The 21,304-nt window shown below is 71.6% G+C and carries 16 protein-coding genes; 6 read left to right on the top strand and 10 right to left on the bottom strand.

What is annotated here, in order from left to right; translation table 11 throughout:
• Positions 1-7 precede the first annotated feature (7 nt).
• Positions 8-1,066, top strand: coding sequence for a LacI family DNA-binding transcriptional regulator (locus tag AB0I15_RS09860; RefSeq protein ID WP_358092398.1), 1,059 nt, complete (start codon positions 8-10; stop codon positions 1,064-1,066).
• Between the two features lie 2 nt (positions 1,067-1,068).
• Here AB0I15_RS09860 and AB0I15_RS09855 read toward each other — a convergent pair whose 3' ends face one another.
• Together AB0I15_RS09855 and AB0I15_RS09850 are read right to left on the bottom strand one after the other, a co-directional pair.
• Entirely contained in the window at positions 1,069-2,028 is a 960-nt protein-coding gene (locus AB0I15_RS09855; RefSeq protein ID WP_358092396.1) for a serine hydrolase domain-containing protein, read from the bottom strand.
• Positions 2,029-2,053: 25 nt separating this feature from the next.
• A complete protein-coding gene (locus AB0I15_RS09850) occupies positions 2,054-3,280 on the bottom strand; it encodes an MFS transporter (protein ID WP_358092394.1) in 1,227 nt (408 codons plus the stop codon).
• Between the two features lie 78 nt (positions 3,281-3,358).
• Between AB0I15_RS09850 and AB0I15_RS09845 the strand changes: the two genes are divergently transcribed.
• Positions 3,359-3,928: a CGNR zinc finger domain-containing protein gene (locus tag AB0I15_RS09845; RefSeq protein WP_358092837.1), complete on the top strand. Its 570-nt coding sequence runs from the start codon at positions 3,359-3,361 to the stop codon at positions 3,926-3,928.
• A 26-nt stretch (positions 3,929-3,954) separates the two neighbouring features.
• Here AB0I15_RS09845 and AB0I15_RS09840 read toward each other — a convergent pair whose 3' ends face one another.
• Both AB0I15_RS09840 and AB0I15_RS09835 read right to left on the bottom strand, forming a co-directional pair.
• Positions 3,955-4,977: a substrate-binding domain-containing protein gene (locus AB0I15_RS09840; RefSeq protein WP_358092392.1), complete on the bottom strand. Its 1,023-nt coding sequence runs from the start codon at positions 4,975-4,977 to the stop codon at positions 3,955-3,957.
• 20 nt (positions 4,978-4,997) lie between these two features.
• On the bottom strand, positions 4,998-7,862 hold the full coding sequence (locus AB0I15_RS09835; protein ID WP_358092390.1) for an endo-1,4-beta-xylanase: 2,865 nt from the start codon (positions 7,860-7,862) through the stop codon (positions 4,998-5,000).
• 190 nt (positions 7,863-8,052) lie between these two features.
• Between AB0I15_RS09835 and AB0I15_RS09830 the strand changes: the two genes are divergently transcribed.
• Together AB0I15_RS09830 and AB0I15_RS09825 are read left to right on the top strand one after the other, a co-directional pair.
• A complete protein-coding gene (locus AB0I15_RS09830; protein WP_358092388.1) occupies positions 8,053-8,682 on the top strand; it encodes a hypothetical protein in 630 nt (209 codons plus the stop codon).
• Complete coding sequence (locus AB0I15_RS09825; RefSeq protein ID WP_358092386.1) at positions 8,661-9,386, top strand: SDR family oxidoreductase; 726 nt, start codon at positions 8,661-8,663, stop codon at positions 9,384-9,386. The genes AB0I15_RS09830 and AB0I15_RS09825 overlap by 22 nt, the downstream gene beginning before the upstream one ends.
• 42 nt (positions 9,387-9,428) lie before the next feature.
• Here the strand turns inward: AB0I15_RS09825 and AB0I15_RS09820 are convergent, their stop codons facing one another.
• The 3 genes from AB0I15_RS09820 to AB0I15_RS09810 all read right to left on the bottom strand — a co-directional run bounded on the left by AB0I15_RS09820 (position 9,429) and on the right by AB0I15_RS09810 (position 16,306).
• On the bottom strand, positions 9,429-11,549 hold the full coding sequence (locus AB0I15_RS09820; protein WP_358092384.1) for an ATPase: 2,121 nt from the start codon (positions 11,547-11,549) through the stop codon (positions 9,429-9,431).
• A gap of 138 nt (positions 11,550-11,687) precedes the next feature.
• Positions 11,688-14,921 carry a hypothetical protein gene (locus tag AB0I15_RS09815; protein ID WP_358092382.1) on the bottom strand — a complete coding sequence of 1,078 codons (3,234 nt, stop codon included), beginning with the start codon at positions 14,919-14,921 and terminating at the stop codon, positions 11,688-11,690.
• Positions 14,918-16,306, bottom strand: coding sequence for a glycoside hydrolase family 43 protein (locus AB0I15_RS09810; RefSeq protein ID WP_358092380.1), 1,389 nt, complete (start codon positions 16,304-16,306; stop codon positions 14,918-14,920). The genes AB0I15_RS09815 and AB0I15_RS09810 overlap by 4 nt, the downstream gene beginning before the upstream one ends.
• Before the next feature lie 282 nt (positions 16,307-16,588).
• On the opposite strand from AB0I15_RS09810, the gene AB0I15_RS09805 reads away from it, so the two are divergent.
• Positions 16,589-17,359, top strand: a complete 771-nt coding sequence (locus tag AB0I15_RS09805) for an intradiol ring-cleavage dioxygenase (RefSeq protein ID WP_358092378.1) — start codon at positions 16,589-16,591, stop codon at positions 17,357-17,359.
• A 101-nt stretch (positions 17,360-17,460) separates the two neighbouring features.
• Positions 17,461-18,321 (top strand): hypothetical protein, encoded by an 861-nt coding sequence (locus tag AB0I15_RS09800; RefSeq protein WP_358092376.1) that lies wholly within the window; start codon positions 17,461-17,463, stop codon positions 18,319-18,321.
• Here the strand turns inward: AB0I15_RS09800 and AB0I15_RS09795 are convergent.
• The 3 genes from AB0I15_RS09795 to AB0I15_RS09785 all read right to left on the bottom strand — a co-directional run bounded on the left by AB0I15_RS09795 (position 18,318) and on the right by AB0I15_RS09785 (position 21,298).
• Positions 18,318-20,306 (bottom strand): translation factor GTPase family protein, encoded by a 1,989-nt coding sequence (locus tag AB0I15_RS09795; protein ID WP_358092374.1) that lies wholly within the window; start codon positions 20,304-20,306, stop codon positions 18,318-18,320. The genes AB0I15_RS09800 and AB0I15_RS09795 overlap by 4 nt on opposite strands.
• Positions 20,307-20,489: 183 nt before the next feature.
• Positions 20,490-20,915, bottom strand: a complete 426-nt coding sequence (locus tag AB0I15_RS09790) for an SRPBCC domain-containing protein (protein ID WP_358092372.1) — start codon at positions 20,913-20,915, stop codon at positions 20,490-20,492.
• Between the two features lie 233 nt (positions 20,916-21,148).
• Positions 21,149-21,298 carry a hypothetical protein gene (locus AB0I15_RS09785; RefSeq protein ID WP_358092370.1) on the bottom strand — a complete coding sequence of 50 codons (150 nt, stop codon included), beginning with the start codon at positions 21,296-21,298 and terminating at the stop codon, positions 21,149-21,151.
• Positions 21,299-21,304: the final 6 nt, after the last annotated feature.

The following is a 21,304-nucleotide window of genomic DNA, read 5'->3' as shown; positions in this document are numbered from 1 at the left end:
AAAAAGTGTGAGCGCCGACGACGAGCGGGTCACCGTCCGTGACGTGGCCGCGCGGGCGGGGGTGTCGGCCACCACCGTGTCCCGGGTGATCAAGGGCGACTACCCGGTGGCCCAGTCCACCAGGACGCGGGTGCTGCGGGCGATGCGCGAGCTCGACTACGTGCTCAACGTGCACGCCCGCGCGCTGTCGGGGGCCAGCACCAAGATGGTGGCGTTCGTCCTCGACGACGTCACGGGCCCGTCCTTCGCGTACGTGGCCAAGGGCGTGGAGCAGCAGGCCACCGCCGAGGGCCGGCTGTGCATGGTGTGCACCACCCACGGCGACCCGGCCCGCGAGCTGGCCGTCGTCGAGGCCATGCGCGAGCAGCGCGCCGACGCGGTCATCCTGGTCGGGGGCGGCTCTCTCGACGACGCCTACGTCGAGCGCATGACGCACTTCGCCCACGCCCTCGACAGGGCCGGCTCCCGGCTCGTCCTGTGCGGGCGCCCGCCGCTGGGCCGCGACGTGCCCACCACGGTGGTGGAATACGACAACGAGGGCGGCGCGTACGCCATGACCAGCCACCTGCTGTCGCAGGGCCACCGCCACATCGCCCTGCTGGGCGCCGACTCCCCCGACGACGCCAGCACCACCAAGCTCGACCGCGTCCGCGGCTTCGTCCGGGCCCATGAGTCGTTCGGCGTTCCACACGACCCGGCGCTCGTGGTGCCCACCGGCTTCGGCCGCGCGGACGGTTACGAAGGGGCACGGCACCTGATCGCGCGCGGGGCGGAGTTCACGGCGGTGTTCGCGGCCACGGACATGGTGGCCATCGGCGTGCTCGCGGCGTTGCGGGAGGCCGGGCTGAGGGTCCCGGACGACGTGTCCCTGGCCGGCTACGACGACATCCCGTTCGCCGCCGACCTCGAGCCCGGCCTGACGACCGTGCACATCCCGACGGAGGAGCTGGGCCGCACGGCGGTCCGGCTGGCCCTCAACCGCAGGGAACGCCAGCACGTGGTCCTCGGCACCCACATCGTCGTGCGCAACTCGGTCCGCCCGCCCACCCGCGAACGCGTGAGGTGAGGTCAGGCGGCTCTCGTCACCTCGTCGAGCAGCCCGTTGACCAGCTCCACCCGGCGCTCGGTGTCGTCGCCGACGGCGAGGAGCACGAGGCTCAGCCCCAGGAGCGGAATCCGGGCCTGCATGGCCCGCAACCCCCGCCAGCCTCCCCCGTGCCGATAGACCCTGTGCCCGCCGTGCGACCGGACGCCCATTCCCCAGGCGTAGTCGATGACCGTGCCGTCATCGAGGCGGCCCGGGGTCTGCATGAGAGCCGAGACGCCGAGTTCGTCGTCGTTGAGCGCCCGGCTCCACCGCAACAGGTCGGCGGCCGTGCTCCACACCCCGCCGTCGCCCAGTGACAGGGGCGCCGGGTGCCGTGGGGTCAGGGGCACGGCGCCGGGAGGCGCGGGAGCGGGACCGGGCCAGAAGGACGTGTAACGCATCGCCGTCGGCGCGAAGATCCGCTCCCCCGCGAACGAGGGAAGCGCCTGACCGGCCGCCCGCGCCACCACTTCGGCGAGGCAGACATAGCCGGCGTTGGAGTAGGCGAACGCGTGCCCCGGCTCGCCCTTCAAGGTGGGAAACCGGCGCAGAGCTCCGATGACGCCTCGACTCGTCCGGTCGGCGCCGCCGCCGGGCATCGCGCCGTCGAGCTCGTCGTCAGCGGGCAGGGCGGCGGTGTGGTGCAGCAACTGCCGGATCCGGACCCCCTCGGCCCAGGCCGGCAACCGGGGCAGCCACCGCGACAGGACGGAGTCCGGCTCCAGCGCCCCCTGCCGCACCAGCAGCGCCACGCAGGCGGCGGTCACCTGCTTCGACAGCGAAGCCGCGTAGACCAGGCTGGTGGGGGTGAGGCCTTGCGCGTGAAAGGTGGGCGGCTCGTCGCGTAACTGAACCCCGACCACCAGCGGTTCGTCCTCACGGTAACCGGCCTCCAGGGCGAGGGCGGCCAGTCTCTGCTGCTGCGACGAGGGCTGTGACATGCGGGAAGTCTTCCACTTCTGACGATCATCGCCCACCGGGCACCTGCTCCAGGTGACAGGGCCGGGGATCCCGCCGCGTCGTCAACGGCCTGACCACCACGATCTGCGCCACGGCGAGCAGCAGGCACACGCAGGCCAGGGCGCCCCACAGCCCTGCCGGGCCCGCGCGTTCGAGGAGCTGGGTGCCGCACAGGGGCGCGAGGACGGTGGCGAAGCCCCAGGAGGTGCCGAAGACCGACAGGTAGCGGCCCCGGGCGTTCTCGGGGGCGATGCCCGTGACCATGGCGTAAGCGCGCCCGAACATCAGCGCGTCGCCCGCGCTCCACACCACCGTGGCGGCCAGGTGCCCCGGCAGGTCGCCCGCCATCGCGTAGCCGGTCAGGCCGGTGGCGAGCAGGAGGTAGCCGCAGGTCATCGCCGTGTGGTGGGACAGCGCCGCCGTCCACCTGAGCAGTGGCTGGCAGAGCACCAGGACGACGGCCGAGACGGTGGACAGCAGCCCGGCGTCGGCGGCCGGCAGACCGCGCAGCTCCAGGGCCAGCGGCAGGGCCATCACGACCTGCATGTAGACGAGCGCGAAGAAGGTGCCGGACGCGAGGAGCACGAGGAGCGAACGGTCCCGCCAGGCCGATCGCGCTCCCTCGGCCCGGGGTGCGGGGGCGGGCTCGGCGCCGGACGCCGGTGGGGACGCGGGAAGGACGAGGCGGACCACGATCGCGCAGGCCAGGCAGGTGGCGGCGTCCACGACGAACAGCCAGCGCAGGTCCCAGCGGCCCAGCCCCGCGGCGATCAGCCCGGCGCCCATGCCGCCGACCGCCAGGGCCGTGTTGAACAGGCTGAACGCCTGCGCCTGCTGCGCCGGCCGTACGGCGTCCGCGATCATCGCCTGGGACGGCGGCTCGTAGATCTCGAAGACCAGCCCCAGCAGGACGGCGAACACGGCGATCATCGCCAGGGAACCGGAGACCGCGATCCCCGCCTGCGCCACCGCGCACGCGACCAGCCCCGCGACGATGGCCCGGCGGCGGCCGAACCGGTCGGCCAGCACCCCGCCCAGCAGCCGGGACGGGATGGTCGCCAGCCCGAACGCGGCGGAGATCAGACCGGCCGTGACGGCACTCGCCCCGAACTCGGTGGTGATCAGGACGGTGAGGAACCCGAGGGAGAAGGCCCCCAGCCGGTTGACCGCCCGCGCCAGGACGAGCCACCACACGGTACGCGGCAGGCGCCCCGTACGGCCGCCGATCGGCACGTCAAACCCCCCGCGTGACCAACGAAACTGCTAACGTCAGTCACGGACACTAGGCCGTAAGGAGTGACCAGTCAAGTGATGTTCGATAGTCACGTGGCGATCCTGCTCGACACCGCGGTATCGCTCGTGAACGTCCTGACCGACGGCGACGACGGCGGCAGACCGTACGTGGCGCCGAAAGGCGAAGCGCTGCCGTCCGCCATCGGCGCCGTGCTGCCCGGCGAGGTGACGGTCTCCATGGAGGAGGCCCTCTACCTGGCCGGGACCACCCTGAAGGTCCGGCGGGTCTTCGAGGCCATGCACGATCACCAGGACGACGAGGCCGCCGCCATCGTCAACGCGCTGGTCATCAGCACGGGCGCGCGCCCCCAACTGAACCGCGCGCCCGGCGAGCCGTGGCAGGTGCACTTCCACGGCGCCGACGACACCCTGGCCGTGGGGTGGAGCGCGGGCTTCGCGTCCGCCCTGACGCTGGCCATCGGCAGCGACCTCGGCGGGCGGCTCGGCGTCTGCCAGGCCAGGCAGTGCGACCGCGTCTACGTCGACGCCTCCCGCAACGGGGTCCGCCAGTTCTGCTCCCGCCCCTGCCAGAGCCGTACCAAGGCGGCGGCCTTCCGCGCCCGCTCGGCCACGCGCCGCCCGGCCTGACGCGCCGGCGGCCCGGGCGGGCCCGCCTACCCCCGTGGCGGGGCGGTGGACTCCCGGACGATCAGGCGGGGCGGCGTCAGCGCGATCTCCGGCTGGGGCCGGCCCGCCAGTTCGGCCAGGGCCGCGTGGAAGCAGGCACGCCCCAGCCCCACGAAGTCCATCCGCACGGTGGTCAGCGCCGGGGTCCAGAACGCCGAGCCCGGGATGTCGTCGAACCCCACGATGCTCACGTCGCCCGGCACGTCCTTGCCCGCGTCGTAGAGGGCCCGGCGCACCCCCTGGGCGATGTCGTCGTTGCCGCACAGGATGGCCGTGACCTCCGGCCGCCGGGCCAGCCGCCGCCCGGCCGCGTACGCCGACTCGATGTCCCACCCGCACGCCAGCACCTCGGGGAGCTCGGCGCCGGCCTGGCGGAGGGCGTCGCGCCAGCCCGCCTGGCGGCCGCCCGCCTGGCCCTCCGAGGGGATGGCCACGTGGTGGACCGTGCGGTGGCCCAGGTCCAGCAGGTGCTGGGTGGCGTCGGCGGCGGCGCGGCGTTCGTCGAGGGCGATCGAGACGCGGCCCAGGTCGGGCGCCACCGGCTCGGCCGCGACGATGGCCGGGAGGTGCGCGGGCAGCACCTCCAGCACGGCGGTGCCCAGCGGGTCGAACGCGATGACCACCAGGCCGCCCGCGCTCGGGTCGCTCACGTAGTCGACCGTCTGCCGGACCTCGGCCGACTCCACGACCCTGATCCCGACCGCCACGCCCTCCGTCCTGGCGGCCTCCTCGATGCCCTGCAGCGTGGCGGCGTATCCGTACAGCATGGTGTTGGAGGTCACGACGGTGACGCCGCTGGCGCGGCCGAGGCCGAGGGTCCGCGCGGCGCGGTTGGGGCGGAAGCCCAGCCGGTCGATCGCGGCCAGCACCGCGGCGCGGGTGGCGGGCCGCACCCGGGGAGACTCGTTGAGCACGCGCGAGACCGTCTGGTGCGAGACGCCGGCCGCGGCGGCCACGTCGCGGATGCTCGGCACGGCCCCTTTACGGACTGGCCGGGGGCTCGCGTTCACGATCACATGGTAGTCGCGTCTCACCCGCTCAGGCGGAGCACGCCCCAGTGGCCGGTGTCGAGGTAGCCGCGGCCGGTGGCGTCGTTCCAGGTCACCGCACTCGTACGAGCCGCGCCCACGGCGTCGTTGACCTGGACGTCGAACCCCAGCAACGTCCCCTCCGCCAGCGTGATCGTGGGCAGGGTGATCGCCGCCTCGACCACGTACCCGCCGGGCACCGCCCGCGCCGCCGCCCGCACCTTGTCCCTGACCCCACCCGCGTCGAACGTCCCGCCGACCGTGACCCTGCCCGTGAAGCTGACCCGGTACTGCCCGTCGTCGTCCTCGTACCCCTTGGTCTTGCCGTTGCCCGGGTCCACGAAGATCTCGACGGAGTCCTGCTCCCACGCGTTCGCCGGCTCCTCGCTCAGCACGGGGTCGGCGACCTGCGCCAGCACGTACAGGGTGGAGCCGCTCCACAGCGACCGCACCTTCGCGGTCGCCCCGGAGGACCCCTGGATCCAGGTCGCGGTACGGATCTCCGGCGCGGCCCCCCACGCCCGGTCCACGACCCCGTCCAGGACGGGCGCCGCCCTCCGGACGGCCGAGGTCAGCCTGATCGCGGGCACCGCCGTCACCTGGCCCGTCCAGGAGATCGCGGTGCCCCGGTCGCGTACGGTCACGTCCACGTCCGTGCCCTTGCCCACCAGGGCCTCGACGCGATACCCGGTGGCGGTCCTGGTGACCCCCCGGTCGCCGCGCCCGACGCTGCGGGCGGTGCCGTCCACCGTGAACGTCACCCGGTCGGCCTGGTCGGCGGTCGGGTCGGTGACCTCGGCGAGCACGTACAGGCCGGCGGCGGACGAGCGGGCCTGGAAGCCGGCGGAGACGTTCCCGACCCGGGCGATCGGCGCGTCGGGCAGCAGGTCCCATTCGAGGTCGCGCCTGCCGTCCACCTTGATCGTGCCGGCCGGCGCCTCCAGCCGGCGCACGAGCGGCGCCAGCCTGGAGGGGTCCACCACGCCCCAGTACGCGGGCTTGGCCTGCAGGTCGTCGTCGAACAGCAGTGGCGCGTTCAACCGCGGGATCGGCCACGTGCGCAGCCAGCTCACGTCATCGGACTCCCCCCACACCGTGACCGAGCCGAGCCGGTCGGCCTGCCGCCGGAAGACGTCGAACAGCTCCTTGTACCGGTGCCCCTGCCGGACGAGCAGCTCGGCCGGGATCGTGTCGTAGGACGACACGAAGTCGGTGTAGACGCTGACGTCCAGCTCGGTGACCTGCTGGTCGACCCCCAGCGTGGCGAAGCGCTCGATGGTCGCCTCGACCGCCGAGGCCGGCGGGTGCTCGATGTTGAGGTGCAACTGGTGGCCGACGCCGTCGATCGGCACCCCCTCGGCCTTGAGCCGCTCGACCAGGTCGTACAGGGCCTCGCGCTTGCGCGGGAACTCGGTGTTGTAGTCGTTGATGAACAGCTTGGCGTCCGGGTCGGCCTCGCGGGCGACGCGGAAGGCGGTGCGGATGAAGTCCAGGCCGGTGATCTCGTACCACGGGGAGCGCCGCAGGCCGTCGGGCTGGTTCTCGTCCACCACCTCGTTGACCACGTCCCAGGCGGCGATCCTGCCCTTGTACCGGGTCACGAGCGTGCGCACGTGCGTCTCCAGGCGCTGGAGGAGCACCTCCTTGGAGGCTCCGGCGAACACCCAGGCGGGCGTCTGGCTGTGCCACGCGAGCGTGTGACCGCGCACCTGCATGCCGTGCGAGGTGGCGAAGTCCACCAGGTAGTCGCCGTCGGTGAAGGTGAACTCGCCCTCCCGGGGCTCGGTGGCGTCCCACTTCAGCTCGTTGCCGGGCGTCAGGCTCCCGAAGTGCCGGGCGAGCAGCTCGCCGTGGACGCCGAGCGTGTCCGGGCGGGTGAACGCCGAGCCCATCGTGAAGGGCACCGCGTCCCTGACCCGGGGGATGTCGGTCTGGACGGGCTTGGGCTCGATCCACCTCATCGTGAAGTCGTCGAGGTGGAAGGGGAAGGTGCCGGTGTCGGACTCGACGTACAGGCTGAGGAACTCCACGTCGTACGCCAGCGTGTACGTCCCCGAGAGCTGCACCCACTCCCCCGCCGGCACCTCCTTGGGCGTGACGATGCGCTCGTAGCTCGGGGTGCCGCCGCTCCTGCGCTCGATCGACAGGCCGAGCCGGCCCGCCGGGGTCTCCGGGCCGAGCCGCACCCAGACCGACAGGGCGTATTTGTCGCCCTTGCCCATCCGGCCGAGCACGTTGAGCGCGGGGCCGTCCCAGGAGGCCGACCGGCCGGTCACCGTGAGGCCGCGCGTGCCCGCGTGGGCGGTCGTGCCCGGCTCCAGCGTGGCCGCCGCGCGGGACGCCCAGTCCTGTGCGGTGCCGTCCTCGAAGTCGCTGGTGATCGGCTCGCGCGTGGGGTCGCCCTGCGGGCTGATGACGATGTCGTCCAGGTGGTACCGGCCGGTGGCGTCGGAGCTCTCCACGTAGAGCTGCACGTCGGCGGACTCGGCGGTGAACAGGTAACTCCCCGACAGCCGCACCCATCCGCCGTCGGTCACGGTGGCCGCCGCGACCCGCTCGTACGTGGTGCTCCCGCCGGTCGGCGTGCGCTGCACGGTCATGGCGATGGTGGCCGCCGGCTGGCCGCTCACCAGCCGGGCGTAGGCGGTCACGTCGTAGCCCACGCCCCTGGCGAAGGGCGCGGGGATCGACGCGCCGTGCCAGGTGGCGGTGCGCCCGCCGACGAGCAGCCCGCCGGTGCCCGTACGCGCCGCGTCCGCCGTCGCGGTGACGGTGACGCCGTCGCCCCGCGGCCCCCAGCCCTGCGCGGTGCCGTCCTCGAAGTCGTACGTGAGGTCCGCCGCCGCGTGCGCGGAGAGCCCTGGCACGAGACATAACAGGACGGCGACCAGCAGGATGCGGAGGGAGCGCACGGTACTCCTCTGAAAGTTTCAGGGATACGCCGATAAATATCAGGCGACTGTAGAACCGGGGCGGTCACCGGTCAAGGGCCCAGGCTTCGAATCTGCAACCGCTTGTTGCAGGAAAGGTGCAGTTTCACGGCCTTCCATTGACGAGGTGCGCTCCATTACGTCAACGTTTCATGCAACCGATTGCCGTGTCCGCAAGGGCACCTACCGGCAGCAGGTCGTCATCCCGGCCGACAAACCGCACATCACGCTGGCCGGCGACACCAGGGACCCGCGCCAGGTGGTGCTCACGTACGACGTCTCCGCCACCACTCCCAGGCCGGACGGCTCGGGCCCGTACGGCTTCCTGCTCTACCGCGGCCACCTGACCAGCGACGCGCCCGCCCGCACCGTCCACCTCGGCCGCCCCTGGCCGGCCGGCGGCTCCGTCACGGCGCGCGGCCAGGTCCTGGTGCGCGAGTCCTGGCTGGGCCAGCAGGTCAAGGCCGCCCCCTGGACCGACATGTCCGGCCTGAACTGGCGGGAGGCCCGCCTGTCCGAGCATGAAGCACGGCCCAGGAGCGGGCGTCAACGACGACCGCCCGCAGCTCACCACCGAACAGGCCAGGCGGTTCCCGCCGGAGAGGTGCCTGGCCAGCGCCGGCGCCGGCCGCCGGCGCTGACGAAGGCGGCCTCCCCTGGGGGCCGCCTTCCTAGGAGCGACGCGGCCACCCTGAGCGCTCAACCGGCTCCGCTCCGTGTCCTAGCCTCGATGTCATGGACACGAAAGTCATTCTGATCACCGGCGCGAGCAGCGGCATCGGCCACGCCACCGCGCTGCGCCTGGCCGCCGAGGGCCACCGCGTGGTCCTGGGCGCCCGCCGCGAGGACCGCCTGGCCGAGACCGCGAAGGCGATCGAGGCCGCCGGCGGCCAGGCCGACGTGCGCCGCCTCGACGTGACCGACCGCGCGGACGTCGCCGCGTTCGCGGACGCCGCAGCCGAGCGGCACGGCCGGATCGACGTGATCGTCAACAACGCCGGCGTGATGCCGCTGTCCCGGCTGGACGCGCTGCTGGTCGAGGAGTGGGACCGGATGATCGACGTCAACGTGCGCGGCCTGCTGCACGGGATCGCCGCCGCCCTTCCGCACTTCCAGCGGCAGGGCTCCGGCCACTTCGTCACCGTCGCCTCGATCGGCGCCCACCAGGTCGTGCCGACGGGCGCGGTCTACTGCGCCACCAAGTACGCGGCCTGGGCCATCACCGAGGGCTTGCGCCAGGAGCTCGACCCGAGCATCCGCGTCACCACCGTCTCCCCCGGCGTCGTCGCGTCCGAGCTGGCCGACTCCATCTCCGACCCGATCGCCCGCGAGGCGATGCGGACCTACCGCGCCGACGCCATCCCGCCGGACAGCATCGCCGACGCCATCGCGTACGCGATCGGCCGGCCGCCCGGCGTGGACGTCAACGAACTCGTCATCCGCCCGGCCAGACAGCGCTGAGCAGCCGTCGCACGACGCCGAGCCGGCCGCCGGCGCGCCGCGTCAAGTGCCGTTGTGCAGGCCCTCACCCTCCGGCTCGAGCGCGAACGCGATGCCCGCGTCGATGTCGCTGTCGAAACCGGTGTGGTAGGCCACGTGGTAGGCGTTGTCGCCGAGCGTGTCGCGGGCCTGCTCCTCGCACGCCTGCCGGGCGCTGACCCAGGCGGGGACGTTGGCCCGCGCCTGCCCGTGGGTGCTCCAGATCCGGTCGGCCAGCCCCAGCAGCCGCGCCGCGCGCGAAGCCCGCCCGGCCCCACCCGCCGCCAGGGCCAGCAGGTCCACGGTCAGGCCGATGCCGAAGCGGTCGTGCAGCCGCCGCTTGACGCGCAGGGCCTCCTGGCCGTAGCCGACGGCCGCGTCGAGGCGGCCACCGGTCAGCTCGGCCTGCCCGCGCAGCAGGTCGGCGTGGGAGCGCATGTGCTGCTCGCCCCGCTCGTCGCACAGCGAGCGCAGGTCCTCCAGCACGGCGATGGCCTCGTCGATCTGGCCGTCCACGGTGAGCACGTGGGCGCGGCAGATCAGCGCCAGCAGGTCGGCGATGGTGAGCTCCCCGCCGTCCCAGCGCGTCACGTACGCGCTCTCCGACTCGGCCATCGCCTGCAACAGGTCCCCGCGGATCACCCCGGCCGACGCCCTGAGCGCCCTGACGCACTTGGCCGCGTAGGCGTCGCCGGGGGCCGCGGCCCGCTCGCACTGCGCGGCCCTGGTCTCGACCTCCTCGGCGTCGCCCAGCGTGGCGGCCAGCAGGCCGTCGGCCCACAGGGCCTGGACGAGGGCGGGGCTGGGGCGGGTGGTCAGGTCGAGGGCCTGGCGCAGGTAGTGGCGGCCCTCCTTGGCGTAGCCGCAGCCGTACCAGAAGAAGGTGAGGGTGCCGGCGAGCTCCACGGACGGCAGGCCGTCCTTGGCGCCGAGCGCGACCTCGAGGGCGGCGCGCAGGTTGTCGTGCTCGCCGATCATGCGGTCGTACCAGGAGACCTGGCCGGGGCCCAGCCAGCCGGCGGCGCCCCTGGTGGCCAGCGACAGGTAGTGCTCGCGGTGCCGCTGCTTGAACCGCTCCTGCTCGCCGAGGTCGCGCAGCCAGCCCGCGCCGTATTCGCGCAGGGTGTCGAGCATGCGGTAGCGCTCGCCCGCACCGGTGGGCAGCCAGGTCAGGATCGACTCGTCGGCCAGCGCGTCGAGCAGTTGCGCGATGCCGGCCTCCGGCAGCAGGTCGTCGGCGCACACCTGGCGCACGGCCTCGGTGTCGAAATCACCGGCGAACACCGACACCCGCGCCCACAGCAGGCGCTCGGCGGGCTCGCACAGCTCGTGGCTCCACCCGATCGCGGTGCGCAGCGCCTGGTGCCACGGCGGGTCGGACTGCGCCGCCGCCGGATCGTCCTTCTCCAGGGTGGCGAACCGGTCGTCGAGCCGGTCGGCCAACTGCTCGACGGGCAGCTCGCGCAGCCGCGCCGCGGCCAGCTCGATCGCCAGCGGGATGCCCTCCAGCCGACGGCACAGCCGGGCGACGGCCTGCTGGTTGTGCTCGGCCAGCTCGAAGCCGGGCACGGTCTCGGCGGCGCGCTCGGCCAGCAGGGCCACCGCGTCGCCGACGACGGGCCCGCCGTCGGTCTCCGGCGGGACCGGCAGCGGCTCGACCACGATCACCAGCTCGCCGGGCGCCTCCAGCGTGCGGCGGCTGGTGGCCAGCACGCGCAGCCCCGGCACGGCGTCGAGCAGCGTCTCGACGGTCGCGGCGCAGGCGCCGACCAGGTGCTCACAGGTGTCGAGGACGATGAGGACCTCTTTGCCGAACAGGTGCTCGGCCAGCACCTCGGTCATGGGCCGGGTGGTCTGGTCGGTGAGCCGGAGCGCCTCGGCGATCGCGTGCGGCAGGAGCGTGCCGTCGTCCAGCGGGGACAGCTCCACCAGCCACGCCCCACCGCCGAACTCGGGCCGCAGGTCGGCGGCGGCGCGCAGCGCCAGGCGGGTCTTGCCGACGCCGCCCACACCGGTGAGGGTCACCAGCCGGGAGCGCCGGCAGGCCCGGCGCACCTGATCCAGCTCGCCGCGTCGTCCGATCAGGCTCGTCAGTTCCGCCGGGAGATTGCCCGCCTGCCACTTGCCTGCCATCGTGATCGCCACCCATCGGCCGAAGCTATGACAGAAGCTTGCCTGATGCGGAGGCGGCCCGTCACTAAAAGTAAGAAAGTAACTACTCCGCTACCTTGAGGAAGGGGCGTGCCCGCCGCCGCGGGCACGCCCCCTCTCTTCCGTCGTCCGTCAGGCGCCGAAGGCCCTGACCTCCAGCAGGCCGACGGAGCTGGTGCCGGTGCCGGTGAGCAACACCCGCAGCCGGGTCGTGCTCGTGGCGGAGAAGGTGACGGAGTTGAAGGCGTTCTTGGTCAGCGTGTACGCCGAAGCGCCGGGCACGTCCACGTACGCGCTGCCGTTCCAGTACTGCAGCTTCCACGACGCCGGCATGTCGATGCCCTCGTCGTCGTCGAAGAAGTACACTTCGGCCCGGTTCAGGTTACGGGCCGAGGACCAGGTGAGGTCCACCCACTGCTGCCCGGTCTCGGGCCAGCAGCCCCAGCGCGGGTTGACGGTGTCGTTGGAGGAGGGCGGGTCGATGCCGTCGTTGACGGCGGCCACGCTCTCCCACGACGAGGTGTAGGACGCGGTCGGGGTCGCCGACGTCGCCAGGTTGGCGGGCGGCTGGACGCCGCCCCGGTTGTGGACCTTGACCTCGGTGAGCCCGGTCCGGGCGCCGGAGGCCGCGGTCGCCAGCACGCGCACCCGCTGCGCGGTGATCGCGGGGAACTGCGCGACGTTGTAGTTGCCGCGCGGTGTGGCCGGGGACTTGGCCTGGGAGGGCACGCTGACCCAGGCGCTGCCGTTGTGGTACTGGATGTCGTAGGACGCCGGCGCCCGGTAGGTGGAACTGGCCGGGCGGCTGTCCTTGAAGTAGAGCCGGACCTCGTTGAGCGTGCGGGCGGCGCCGAAGTTGAGCTCGTACCAGTCCTGGCCGGCGGTGGTGCCGCCCCAGAACGGCTCGTTGATCGGGAACCCGTCCACGGCGCCCGCGGTGGAGCTGCCCGAGGCGGTGGTGGAGGCCGTGGCGGTGGCTCCGGCGGCCAGGTTGGTGAGGTTGGCGGTCAGGTCCACGCCGGCCTTGCCGAGCATGTCGACCATGCGGGCGCTGGTGTGGCTGACCTGGGCGGGGGACTGCAGGCCCGCGACGGCCACGTTGTGGGTGACCGTGCCGGACGTGGTGACGGCGCCGGTGGCCGGGTCCCAGGTGAACGGCACCAGCGACGACACCGTGGCGGCGCGGCTGCCGTTGACGTAGATGGAGTAGCCCTCGGGCACGCCGGGGTAGCGGACGACGCCGTCGGCCGGGTCGTCCCAGACGATGGTCAGGTCGGCGTTGCGGTAGCGCAGGTTGTTGACGGTGAAGTGGGTCCAGCCGATGTTGATCGGTGAGAGCTCCACCTTGGCGTCGTTGCGCGGCCGGAGCCCGGCGACGTCTTCGATGACGGTCCAGTTGCTGCTGCCCAGGATGTTGTGGTGGATCCAGGAGCGGTAGGTGATCGAGGAGCCGTTCCAGTCGGCCCAGAACTCGTTGGCGTCCGGCCACTGGGTGTTGCCGTTGACGTACTGGGCCCAGGCGTTCCAGTAGAGCAGCTTCTTGTACCAGGTCGTGTCGATCCACTCGTTGGGGTAGTTCCGCAGCACCGAGGAGAGCAGGCGGAACTGCACGGTGGAGTTGATGGTGGAGAAGTTGTTGCTGCCGGTGCCCGAGGCCGCCTTGTCGGCCTGGTTGGCGGTGTAGAAGGGGAAGATCGGATACTGCGCCGGATCGTCGAAGAGGCGCAGGGCCTGCTTGTAGGTGGCGGTGTTGGGGATCGCGCCCACGGCGAACGGGTAGTAGTTGTTGATCTCCTTCCAGGGCACCCACTCGTTCGTGGACTTCAGCCGGTGCTCGAAGAGCTGCCGGCCCGGGTTCCACAGCACGTTGACGATGGCGTTCTGGATCTGGGTGGCCAGTGTGCGCATCTCGGTGGCCTTGGCCGTGTTGCCGATCGCCTCGTACGCCTGGGCGGCGGCCAGCGCGCCGCTGTACTGGTAGGCGCCCTCGGCGCGGTCCATGCGGCCGGGCTTCCAGTGGAACGACACGGCGTCGGCGTCGTTGCCGGTCAGCGCGCCCCAGTCGTACTCGATGAGCTTGTTGTTGTCGGTGTCGTAGAAGGAGAGCTGGCCCTTGACGTCCTGCTCGGCGTAGCGGGCCAGGTTGGCGGCGATGGCGGGCTGGCCGCCGTGGATCTGGTAGCTCTTCCAGGCGGCTTCGCCGATGTACTGGGTGTAGCTGTTGGACCAGTTCTCCGGGTCGCCCGGGTTGTCGAGGAAGCGGCCGTTCTTGGAGGTCTGGCCGGTGCTCAGCCAGTCGCCGTAGGAGTAGATCGGGTTGCGCAGGTATTTCAGGTCGTCGATGTGCATGGGCTGGGTCAGCGCGATCGCGTTGTTGTAGCCCAGCACGCCCTCGGTGGAGATGGGGAACTGGAACGTCTGGCCGGGGATGTCGGCGTCGAGGTGGTTGAAGCGCATCAGCCACCAGCGGTAATAGATGTTCTTCTTGATGGCCGGCTCGGGGACGTCGATGTAGGGGACGTTCTCGGCCCACCAGCGGTTGTAGGCGCGCACGTGGGTGGCGAACGCGGTGGCGGCCGAGTAGCCGGCGTAGGCGTCGTAGTCGGTCCGCGAGGCCGGGATCTCGTTGGTGACGAACCCCATGACGACCTTGACGGTGACGGTCGCCCCCGCCGTGATCGTGACGGACCGGTTGAGACCGCCGCTGGAGACCGTGAACCCGTCGCCGGTGAGCCTCGGGAAGAGGGTGGTGAGGTTGTTGTAGGCGTTGACCTGGCCGGTCAGCTCACTGCCGCTGCCGCTGGTCGCGTACGGGGAGGTGGCCCTGACCTGCAGCGTCGTCGAGCCGGTGCCGCCGTTGGTGATGGCCAGGTTGGCCACGGCGACGTTGTTCTCGGTGATGAACTTCGTCTGGTCGACCGTGATCGAGCCGCTGGTGTGGCGGCTCTTCCAGTGGCTCGGCGCCTGCCGGCGGGAGCTCACCTGCTCGGTGAAGGTGCCGGGGGTGACGGCGACGGTGAAGGCGTTGTTGTTGTTGATGCTCTCCCAGTAGGCGGACTGCCCGGCGAAGCCGAGGGTGCCGGGCGTGTGGGTCTTCATGAACAGCGCCCGCCCGCGCGTCATGAGCCAGGTGCCGGCCGGGTCGTTGCCCGAGCGGGCCAGCAGCCGGTCCATCCAGAAGTCGGTGCCCGAGCTCTCGGCGTCGTAGATGGCCTGCATCATGTTGCCGGTCGTGTACGACCCGGGCGGCGCCGGGATCGCCGGGCCGTTGAACGTCGGGTAGCCGATGGTCTGGTCCGCGTGGGCCGGCGCGCCGGCGACGACGAGGCCCGCGACGAGCAGCAGGGCGAACAGGGCGCGCCTCATGAGAAGGCCCTCCATTCGAGCACACCGGTCGAGAAGCCGGCTCTGGAGGTGATGTTCAGGCGTAACCGGGTCGTGCTGATCGCGGTGAAGGTGGTGGTGTTGAAGGTGGCGGCCGAGACGCCGCAGCCCGACGCGCCGGGCATGTTGACGTACGCGCTGCCGTTCCAGTACTGGAGCTGGCACGAGGCCGGCAGGTCGATGCCCAGGTCGTCGTCGAACCAGTACACCTCCGAGCGGCGGATGGTCTGCGCCGTGGGCCACTGGTACTCGATCCACTCGGTGCCCTGGTGGTTCCAGTTGCCGTAGGCGCCGTGGCTGTGGTCCTGGGAGTTCGCCGGTGTGTAGCCGTCGTTGATCGCGCCGAGCGTCTCCCAGGGCGAGACGTAGGAGGTCGAGGGCGTGGCACTGGCCGCCAGGTTGCCCGGGGTGGTCGGGCCGCCGGTCTGCACGACCTTCTGCATGGTGCCGTCGGCGTTGAAGTAGAGCCTGTCGATCGTCACCGAGCGGCGGAAGTTGCCTCCGCCGGGCGCGGCGGCGTTGTGGTAGACCATGTACCACTGGCCCTTGAACTCGACGATCGCCGGGTGGTTCGTGGTCGAGCTGACCTGGTCGAGCACGACCCCGCGGTGCGTCCAGGGGCCCATCGGGTTGCTCGCAGTGGCGTAGCGGATGCACGCGTAGCCGGGCTGCGAGCAGGCGGAGTCGTTGGCCGAGTAGGCCAGGTAGTAGACGCCGTTGCGCTTGAACATCCAGGGGGCCTCCCAGAAGTTCGACACGCCGCTCGGGGCGACCACCGAGCCGACGGTGGAGGTCATGCCGGCGTTCAGCCGGACGGCGCGCAGGCCGTAGTAGGAGCCCCAGTACATGTAGACCTGGCCGTCGTCGTCGGTGAAGACGGTCGGGTCGATGTTCAGCGGGGAGGAGTTCGGCGTGCTGTCGCTGATCAGCGGGCCGCCGATGGCGTCGGTGAACGGACCCGTGGGGCTGTTGCCGACGGCCACGCCGATGTTCATCCAGCCGGGGCCGTTGCCGTTGATCGAGGTGAACCAGTAGTAGCGGCCGTCGGCCCCGCGCTCGACCTCGGCGGCCCAGGCGTCGGCGCCGGCCCAGGAGAAGTTCGAGATCGCGAGCTTGGCGCCCTGGTCGGTGAAGGTGGTGGCGTCGGAGGAGGTGAAGACGTGCCAGTCGCGCATGACGAAGTTGCCGCCGCCCGCGGGGGCCTCGTCGTGGCCGGTGTAGACGTACAGGGTGTCTCCGACGACCAGCGCGGCCGGGTCGGCCGTGTAGATCGCGGTGGTGATCGGCGGGCCCGCGAGCGCGGGCCGGCCGTTGCCGAGGAGGAGCAGGAGTGCCGCGGCGAGGGCCGCCGCCCATCGTCGTCTCATGAGTTCGCCCCTAGTGGACTGTGAGCGCTAACATCATCGGCTCGGGCTGACCTAAAAGGTTTTCGGGAAGGTAGAACGACCAGATGGGGCCTGTCAATGAGTCATTGCGCGCGATTGCATAGCCCGTGAGCTGCGCTTTGCTTACGTCGCCGTCGCTGATCAGCTCCAGAGCGGATGATTACAGTTTGATATCGCCGAAAAGGCTTTCGGGCGCTGCTCTTTTGAAATGACACGCAGCCACGCCTGCCGGGAAAGCCTCCCGGCCCGTGAGAGGTTCGAGGCGTGGAACACGATCACGAAGGTCAGCGGGTCAGCCGGCGACGGCTGATCACCGGCGTCAGCTCGATCGGGCTCGGTGGCCTCATCGCCGCCTCGGGACCCGGGATCAGGGCCACGGCCACGGCGGAGTCCGTGTTCGCCGGGGCCGGCATGTGCACGCTGACGCCGAGCGCGACGCAGGGGCCCTTCTATTTCGACGCCGACAAGATCCGCAGCGACATCCGCGAGGACCGCGAGGGTGTACGGCTGCGCCTGGCCATCAAGGTGAACGACCGCGGGTCGTGCCGGCCGCTGCGCGACGCGGTGGTGGAGATCTGGCACTGCGACGCGGCGGGGCTCTACTCGGGGGCGGAGAAGGAGTCGGCGCTCGACGCCGGCCCGCCACCCGGCGGCGGCTCCGTGCCGGACGGCAAGTCCGACATGGAAGATATGAAAGACATGAAACCCAGCGACGACAAACGGTACCTGCGGGGCGCACAGGTCACCGACTCAATCGGCGCCGTGGAGTTCACCACCATCTGGCCGGGCTGGTACCCGGGCCGGGCGGTCCACATCCACGTCATGGTGCACGCGGACGAGCGGCGGGCGCTGAGCACCCAGCTCATGTTCGACGAGAAGCTCAACGAGGCGGTGTTCGCGCGGCACCCGTACAACCGGCGGCAGGGGCGACGTGACACGCTGAACACCGGTGACGGCATCTTCCACGACGGCATGCTGCTGAAGGTCACCGAGGACGGCGAGGGCTACCAGGGGGCCATCGTGCTGTCCGCGTAGCTCCCGGCGTTCCTCATGAGAACTTCACGCTCGGCAAAGGAGAGGCCAAGAGGGCGCGTCCTACGGTGTGGTCGACACCATCGACCACGAAGAGGACCACAGTGGGACACGATCACGAAGGCCAGCGGGTCAGCCGGCGGCGGCTGTTCGCCGGCATCAGCTCACTCGGGCTCGGCGGCCTCCTGGCCGCGTGCGGCGGCGGCTCGGGGACGGCGGCCGTCACCACCTCCACCGGAGCCAGCGTGACGCCGCAGGCCACCACGGCCAAGGACCTCACCTCGCTCTTCTCCGGCGCCGGCACCTGCACGCTGACCTCCACCACGACGCAGGGGCCCTACTACTTCGACGCCGACAAGATCCGCGGCGACATCCGCGAGGACCGGGAGGGCACGCGCCTGCGGGTCGCGATCAAGGTGCAGGACAGCGAGACGTGCGAGCCGCTGGGCAACGCGGTGGTGGAGATCTGGCACTGCGACGCGGCCGGCCTCTACTCCGGGGCGGAGTCGCAGTCGACCGGCGGGGGCGGCGGGGCTCCCGGGGGCGGCCCGCCCACGGGAGCCCCGCCCACGGGCGGCACCGGTGAGGGCGGCGGCGGTGACATGGGCGACCTGACGCCGACCGACGACAAGCGGTACCTGCGAGGGGCCCAGGTCACCAACGCCGACGGCATCGTCGAGTTCACCACCATCTGGCCGGGCTGGTACCGCGGTCGCACCATCCACATCCACGCCATGGTGCACTTCAGCAACCAGCGGGTGCTGACCACCCAGGTCATGTTCGACGAGAAGCTGAACGGCGTCGTCATGGCCGAGGCGCCGTACGCGGAGCACTCCGGGCGCGACACGTTCAACGACGGCGACAACATCTACCGGGACGGCATGCTGCTGAAGGTCACCGAGGAGGACGACGGCTATCTCGGCGTCATCGTCTTCGCCGCCGACAGCGACAAGGACGGGGCCTAGACCCGCCGTACGACGTGCAGGAGGTATTCCTTCCTGTCGAGCGGGTTGTGGTCGGTGCGCGGGCGTTCCGGGAGCGGGCCGCGTACGGGCCGGTAGCGGTCGAAGTCGCACTCCAGCACGCCCTCGCCGCGGGTCAGCCCCGGCAGGCGCTGCCCCAGCTCGTGCACCCTGGCGGCCGGGATCTCGCCCTCCACCAGGGACGACAGCCGCGTCAGCGGGACCGCGCCGAGGCCGGCCAGCACGGGCAGCACCGGGCCCAGCGTGTCGGGCGGGAGCTCGAGGCGGAAACGGTGCATCGGCTCGTACACCGTGGTCCCGGCCTGCTTGAGCGCGCTCATCAGCACCAGCGGGACCAGGTTGCGGAAGTCGCCCGCCGTGCTCGACATGCTCTTGTCGAAGACGCCGCCCGCGTGGCTCTGCCGGGCCCAGTAGCCCGAGTGCGTCAGCGTGACCACGCAGTCGACGACCTCCCAGCCGCGCAGGCCGCCCCGCTGGAGCGTCTCGCGCACGGTCTCCTCGATCGTCCGCATGAACGCGTACGGCAGCGACCCGAGCTCCACCTCCAGCCGGAACTCCACCCCGCCGCCCGCCGGGCCCGGCTCGACGCGCAATCCGACGGTCGCGAGGAACGGGTTCGGGTCCTTGCCGATCAGCTCGAACGCGGCGCCGGTGCCCGCGGGGCGCTCGACGCAGATCGTGGTCGTCTCGCGGAAGGTGACGTGCAGGCCGAAGTCGTTCATGAGCGTGGCCTGGACGACCTCCTTCTGCACCTCGCCGTAGAGCGAGACCGACACCTCGCCGCGCAGGTCGTCCTGGCGCAGGCCGATCAGCGGATCCTGCTCGGCGAGCCGGGCCAGCGCCAGGTGCAGCGCGCCCCTGTCCCCGGGACTGCCGGGGACCACGACCGTCTCCAAGGTCGGCGGCGCGAAATGCCCGCCCCGCGCCACCGCCGTCGCCGGGGTCCGCGCCGGTTTCGGCGTGCCGAGGTGGTCGCCGACGCGGACGTCGGCCAGGCCCCAGAGGCGGGCGATGCGGCCGGCCGTGACCTCGGGCACGCGGGCCGCCGCGCCGCGGTCGAAGACGCTGATCGCGGTCACCTTCCCCTCCCGGCCGTCGCCGAAGCGCAGCCGATCGCGGGTGCGCAGTGTGCCGCCGAACATCCGCGCGTACGCGATCTTCTCCCCCTCCTGCCCGCGCTCGATCTTGAAGATCGTGCCCGAGACCGGGCCCTCGGGGTCGCCCTGGGCGGGCGGCAGCAGTTCCTCGATGCCGGCGATCAGCGCCTCCACACCGGCGCCGGTGATCGCCGAGCCGAAGAACACCGGGTGCGCCAGCGCCTGCCCGGTCTGGGCCACGAGTTCGGCGCGCAGCCGCGCGTAGGAGACGGACTCCTCGTCGGCCACGTACGCGGCCAGCAGCTCCTCCCCCTGCTCGGCCAGCACGTCGACGAGCCGCGCGGCGAAGCCGGCCGCGCCGTCGAAGGGCGTGAAGGCGGCGGCGCCCGTGCCGAGTCCCGTGGTCGCGCCCATGGCGACGGCGGCCGGGACGAGCTTGTCCGCGATCTCGCGCAGCACGCCCTCGTGGCGGGCGCCCCGGCGGTCGATCTTGTTGACGAAGACGAGCGTGGGGATGCCGAGCCGGCGCAGCGTACGCATGAGCACGCGGGTCTGCGCCTGCACCCCCTCCACCGCCGAGACGACCAGCACGGCGCCGTCGAGCACGCTCAGGACCCGCTCCACCTCGGCGATGAAGTCGGGGTGGCCGGGGGTGTCGATCAGGTTGACCGTGGTGTCGCCGACGACGAAGGAGACGACCGCGGACTTGATGGTGATGCCGCGCTGCCGCTCCAGGGCCAGCGAGTCGGTCTGGGTGCTGCCGTCGTCGACGCTGCCGACCTCGTCGATGACTCCGGCGGCGTACAGCAGCCGCTCGGTCAGGCTGGTCTTACCGGCGTCTACATGCGCCAAGATCCCCAAATTGAGCATTCGCACCGAACGTCAGGTCCTCCGTAGAGATGGCTCTTCCTTTCCTGGGGGACTCAGACGTTGCACGCATTTCCCGCTCCTCCGGTCGATCGGCTGCCGACAGCACAGCAGAGCGGCTCTCGCGGGGGCAACCGATTTACCGGCGGCGACCCGCCGGGCTCAGCCGGGCGGTCTTCAGCGGCCTCAGCCCTCGACGCGCTGCTTCAGTGCCTCGTTCAGGCGCTCGAAGTTCCGCTGGGTGCCCTCGATCATCGAGCCGAGGAAGGGGACGAGCAGCCCCTTGAAGCGCTCGCTCTGCACGAGGTGCGTGCCCTCGGGCGTCTGGGTGAGCGTGAACTCGTGGATCCCGTCGAACAGCCCGGGGACGATGAGACGCCCGATCCAGCGCAGCGCCCTGCCCGGCTCGGCGGTGAGCACCGTGGGCTTGAACGTCATGGGCCTGCCGCGCTCCGGGTACATGCGCAGCGTCAACCGGCCGCCGACGACCGCCTCACCGGCGCCCTCCCTGATGAAGGGGTTCCAGGAGGCATATGCGGAGAAGTCGGTGAGGACCGCCCACACCTGCTCGGGGGTGGCCTTGATGTCGATGGAGGAGCCGATCTCGCGCATGCGTGGACCTCTTTGCCGAAGGGGGTGCTGAGGTCTTTATATCGCCCATCGGGCGCGTTGCCCGCTCGGGCACCGCCCGCCGGCCGACGACCGCGGCGACGGTGGGCACCCCGGCGAGCGGGGCCACGCCGAGGACGCCGTACGAGAAGCCGCCCTGGCGCTCCTCGAACCCTCGTACGGCGCCCAGCCGGCGTTCGAGCTCGGCTACGAGCGACGGCGGCAGCTCGCTCCAGTCACGCCGCAGGACCCGGCTCATCGAGCCGGGCACCCAGATCCACCTCGTCGTCGCTGCGATCGAGTGCGAGCTTGGCGATCCTGAAGCGGGCGCAGCGCGCCTCGAGTTCGCGTTCGTCCTCTGTGGTCCACTGTTCGATCATGGTCATCGACGT

The organism is Nonomuraea sp. NPDC050643, assembly GCF_040654715.1.
Classification (GTDB): domain Bacteria; phylum Actinomycetota; class Actinomycetes; order Streptosporangiales; family Streptosporangiaceae; genus Nonomuraea.
This window is presented reverse-complemented; position numbering and strand designations above follow the sequence as displayed.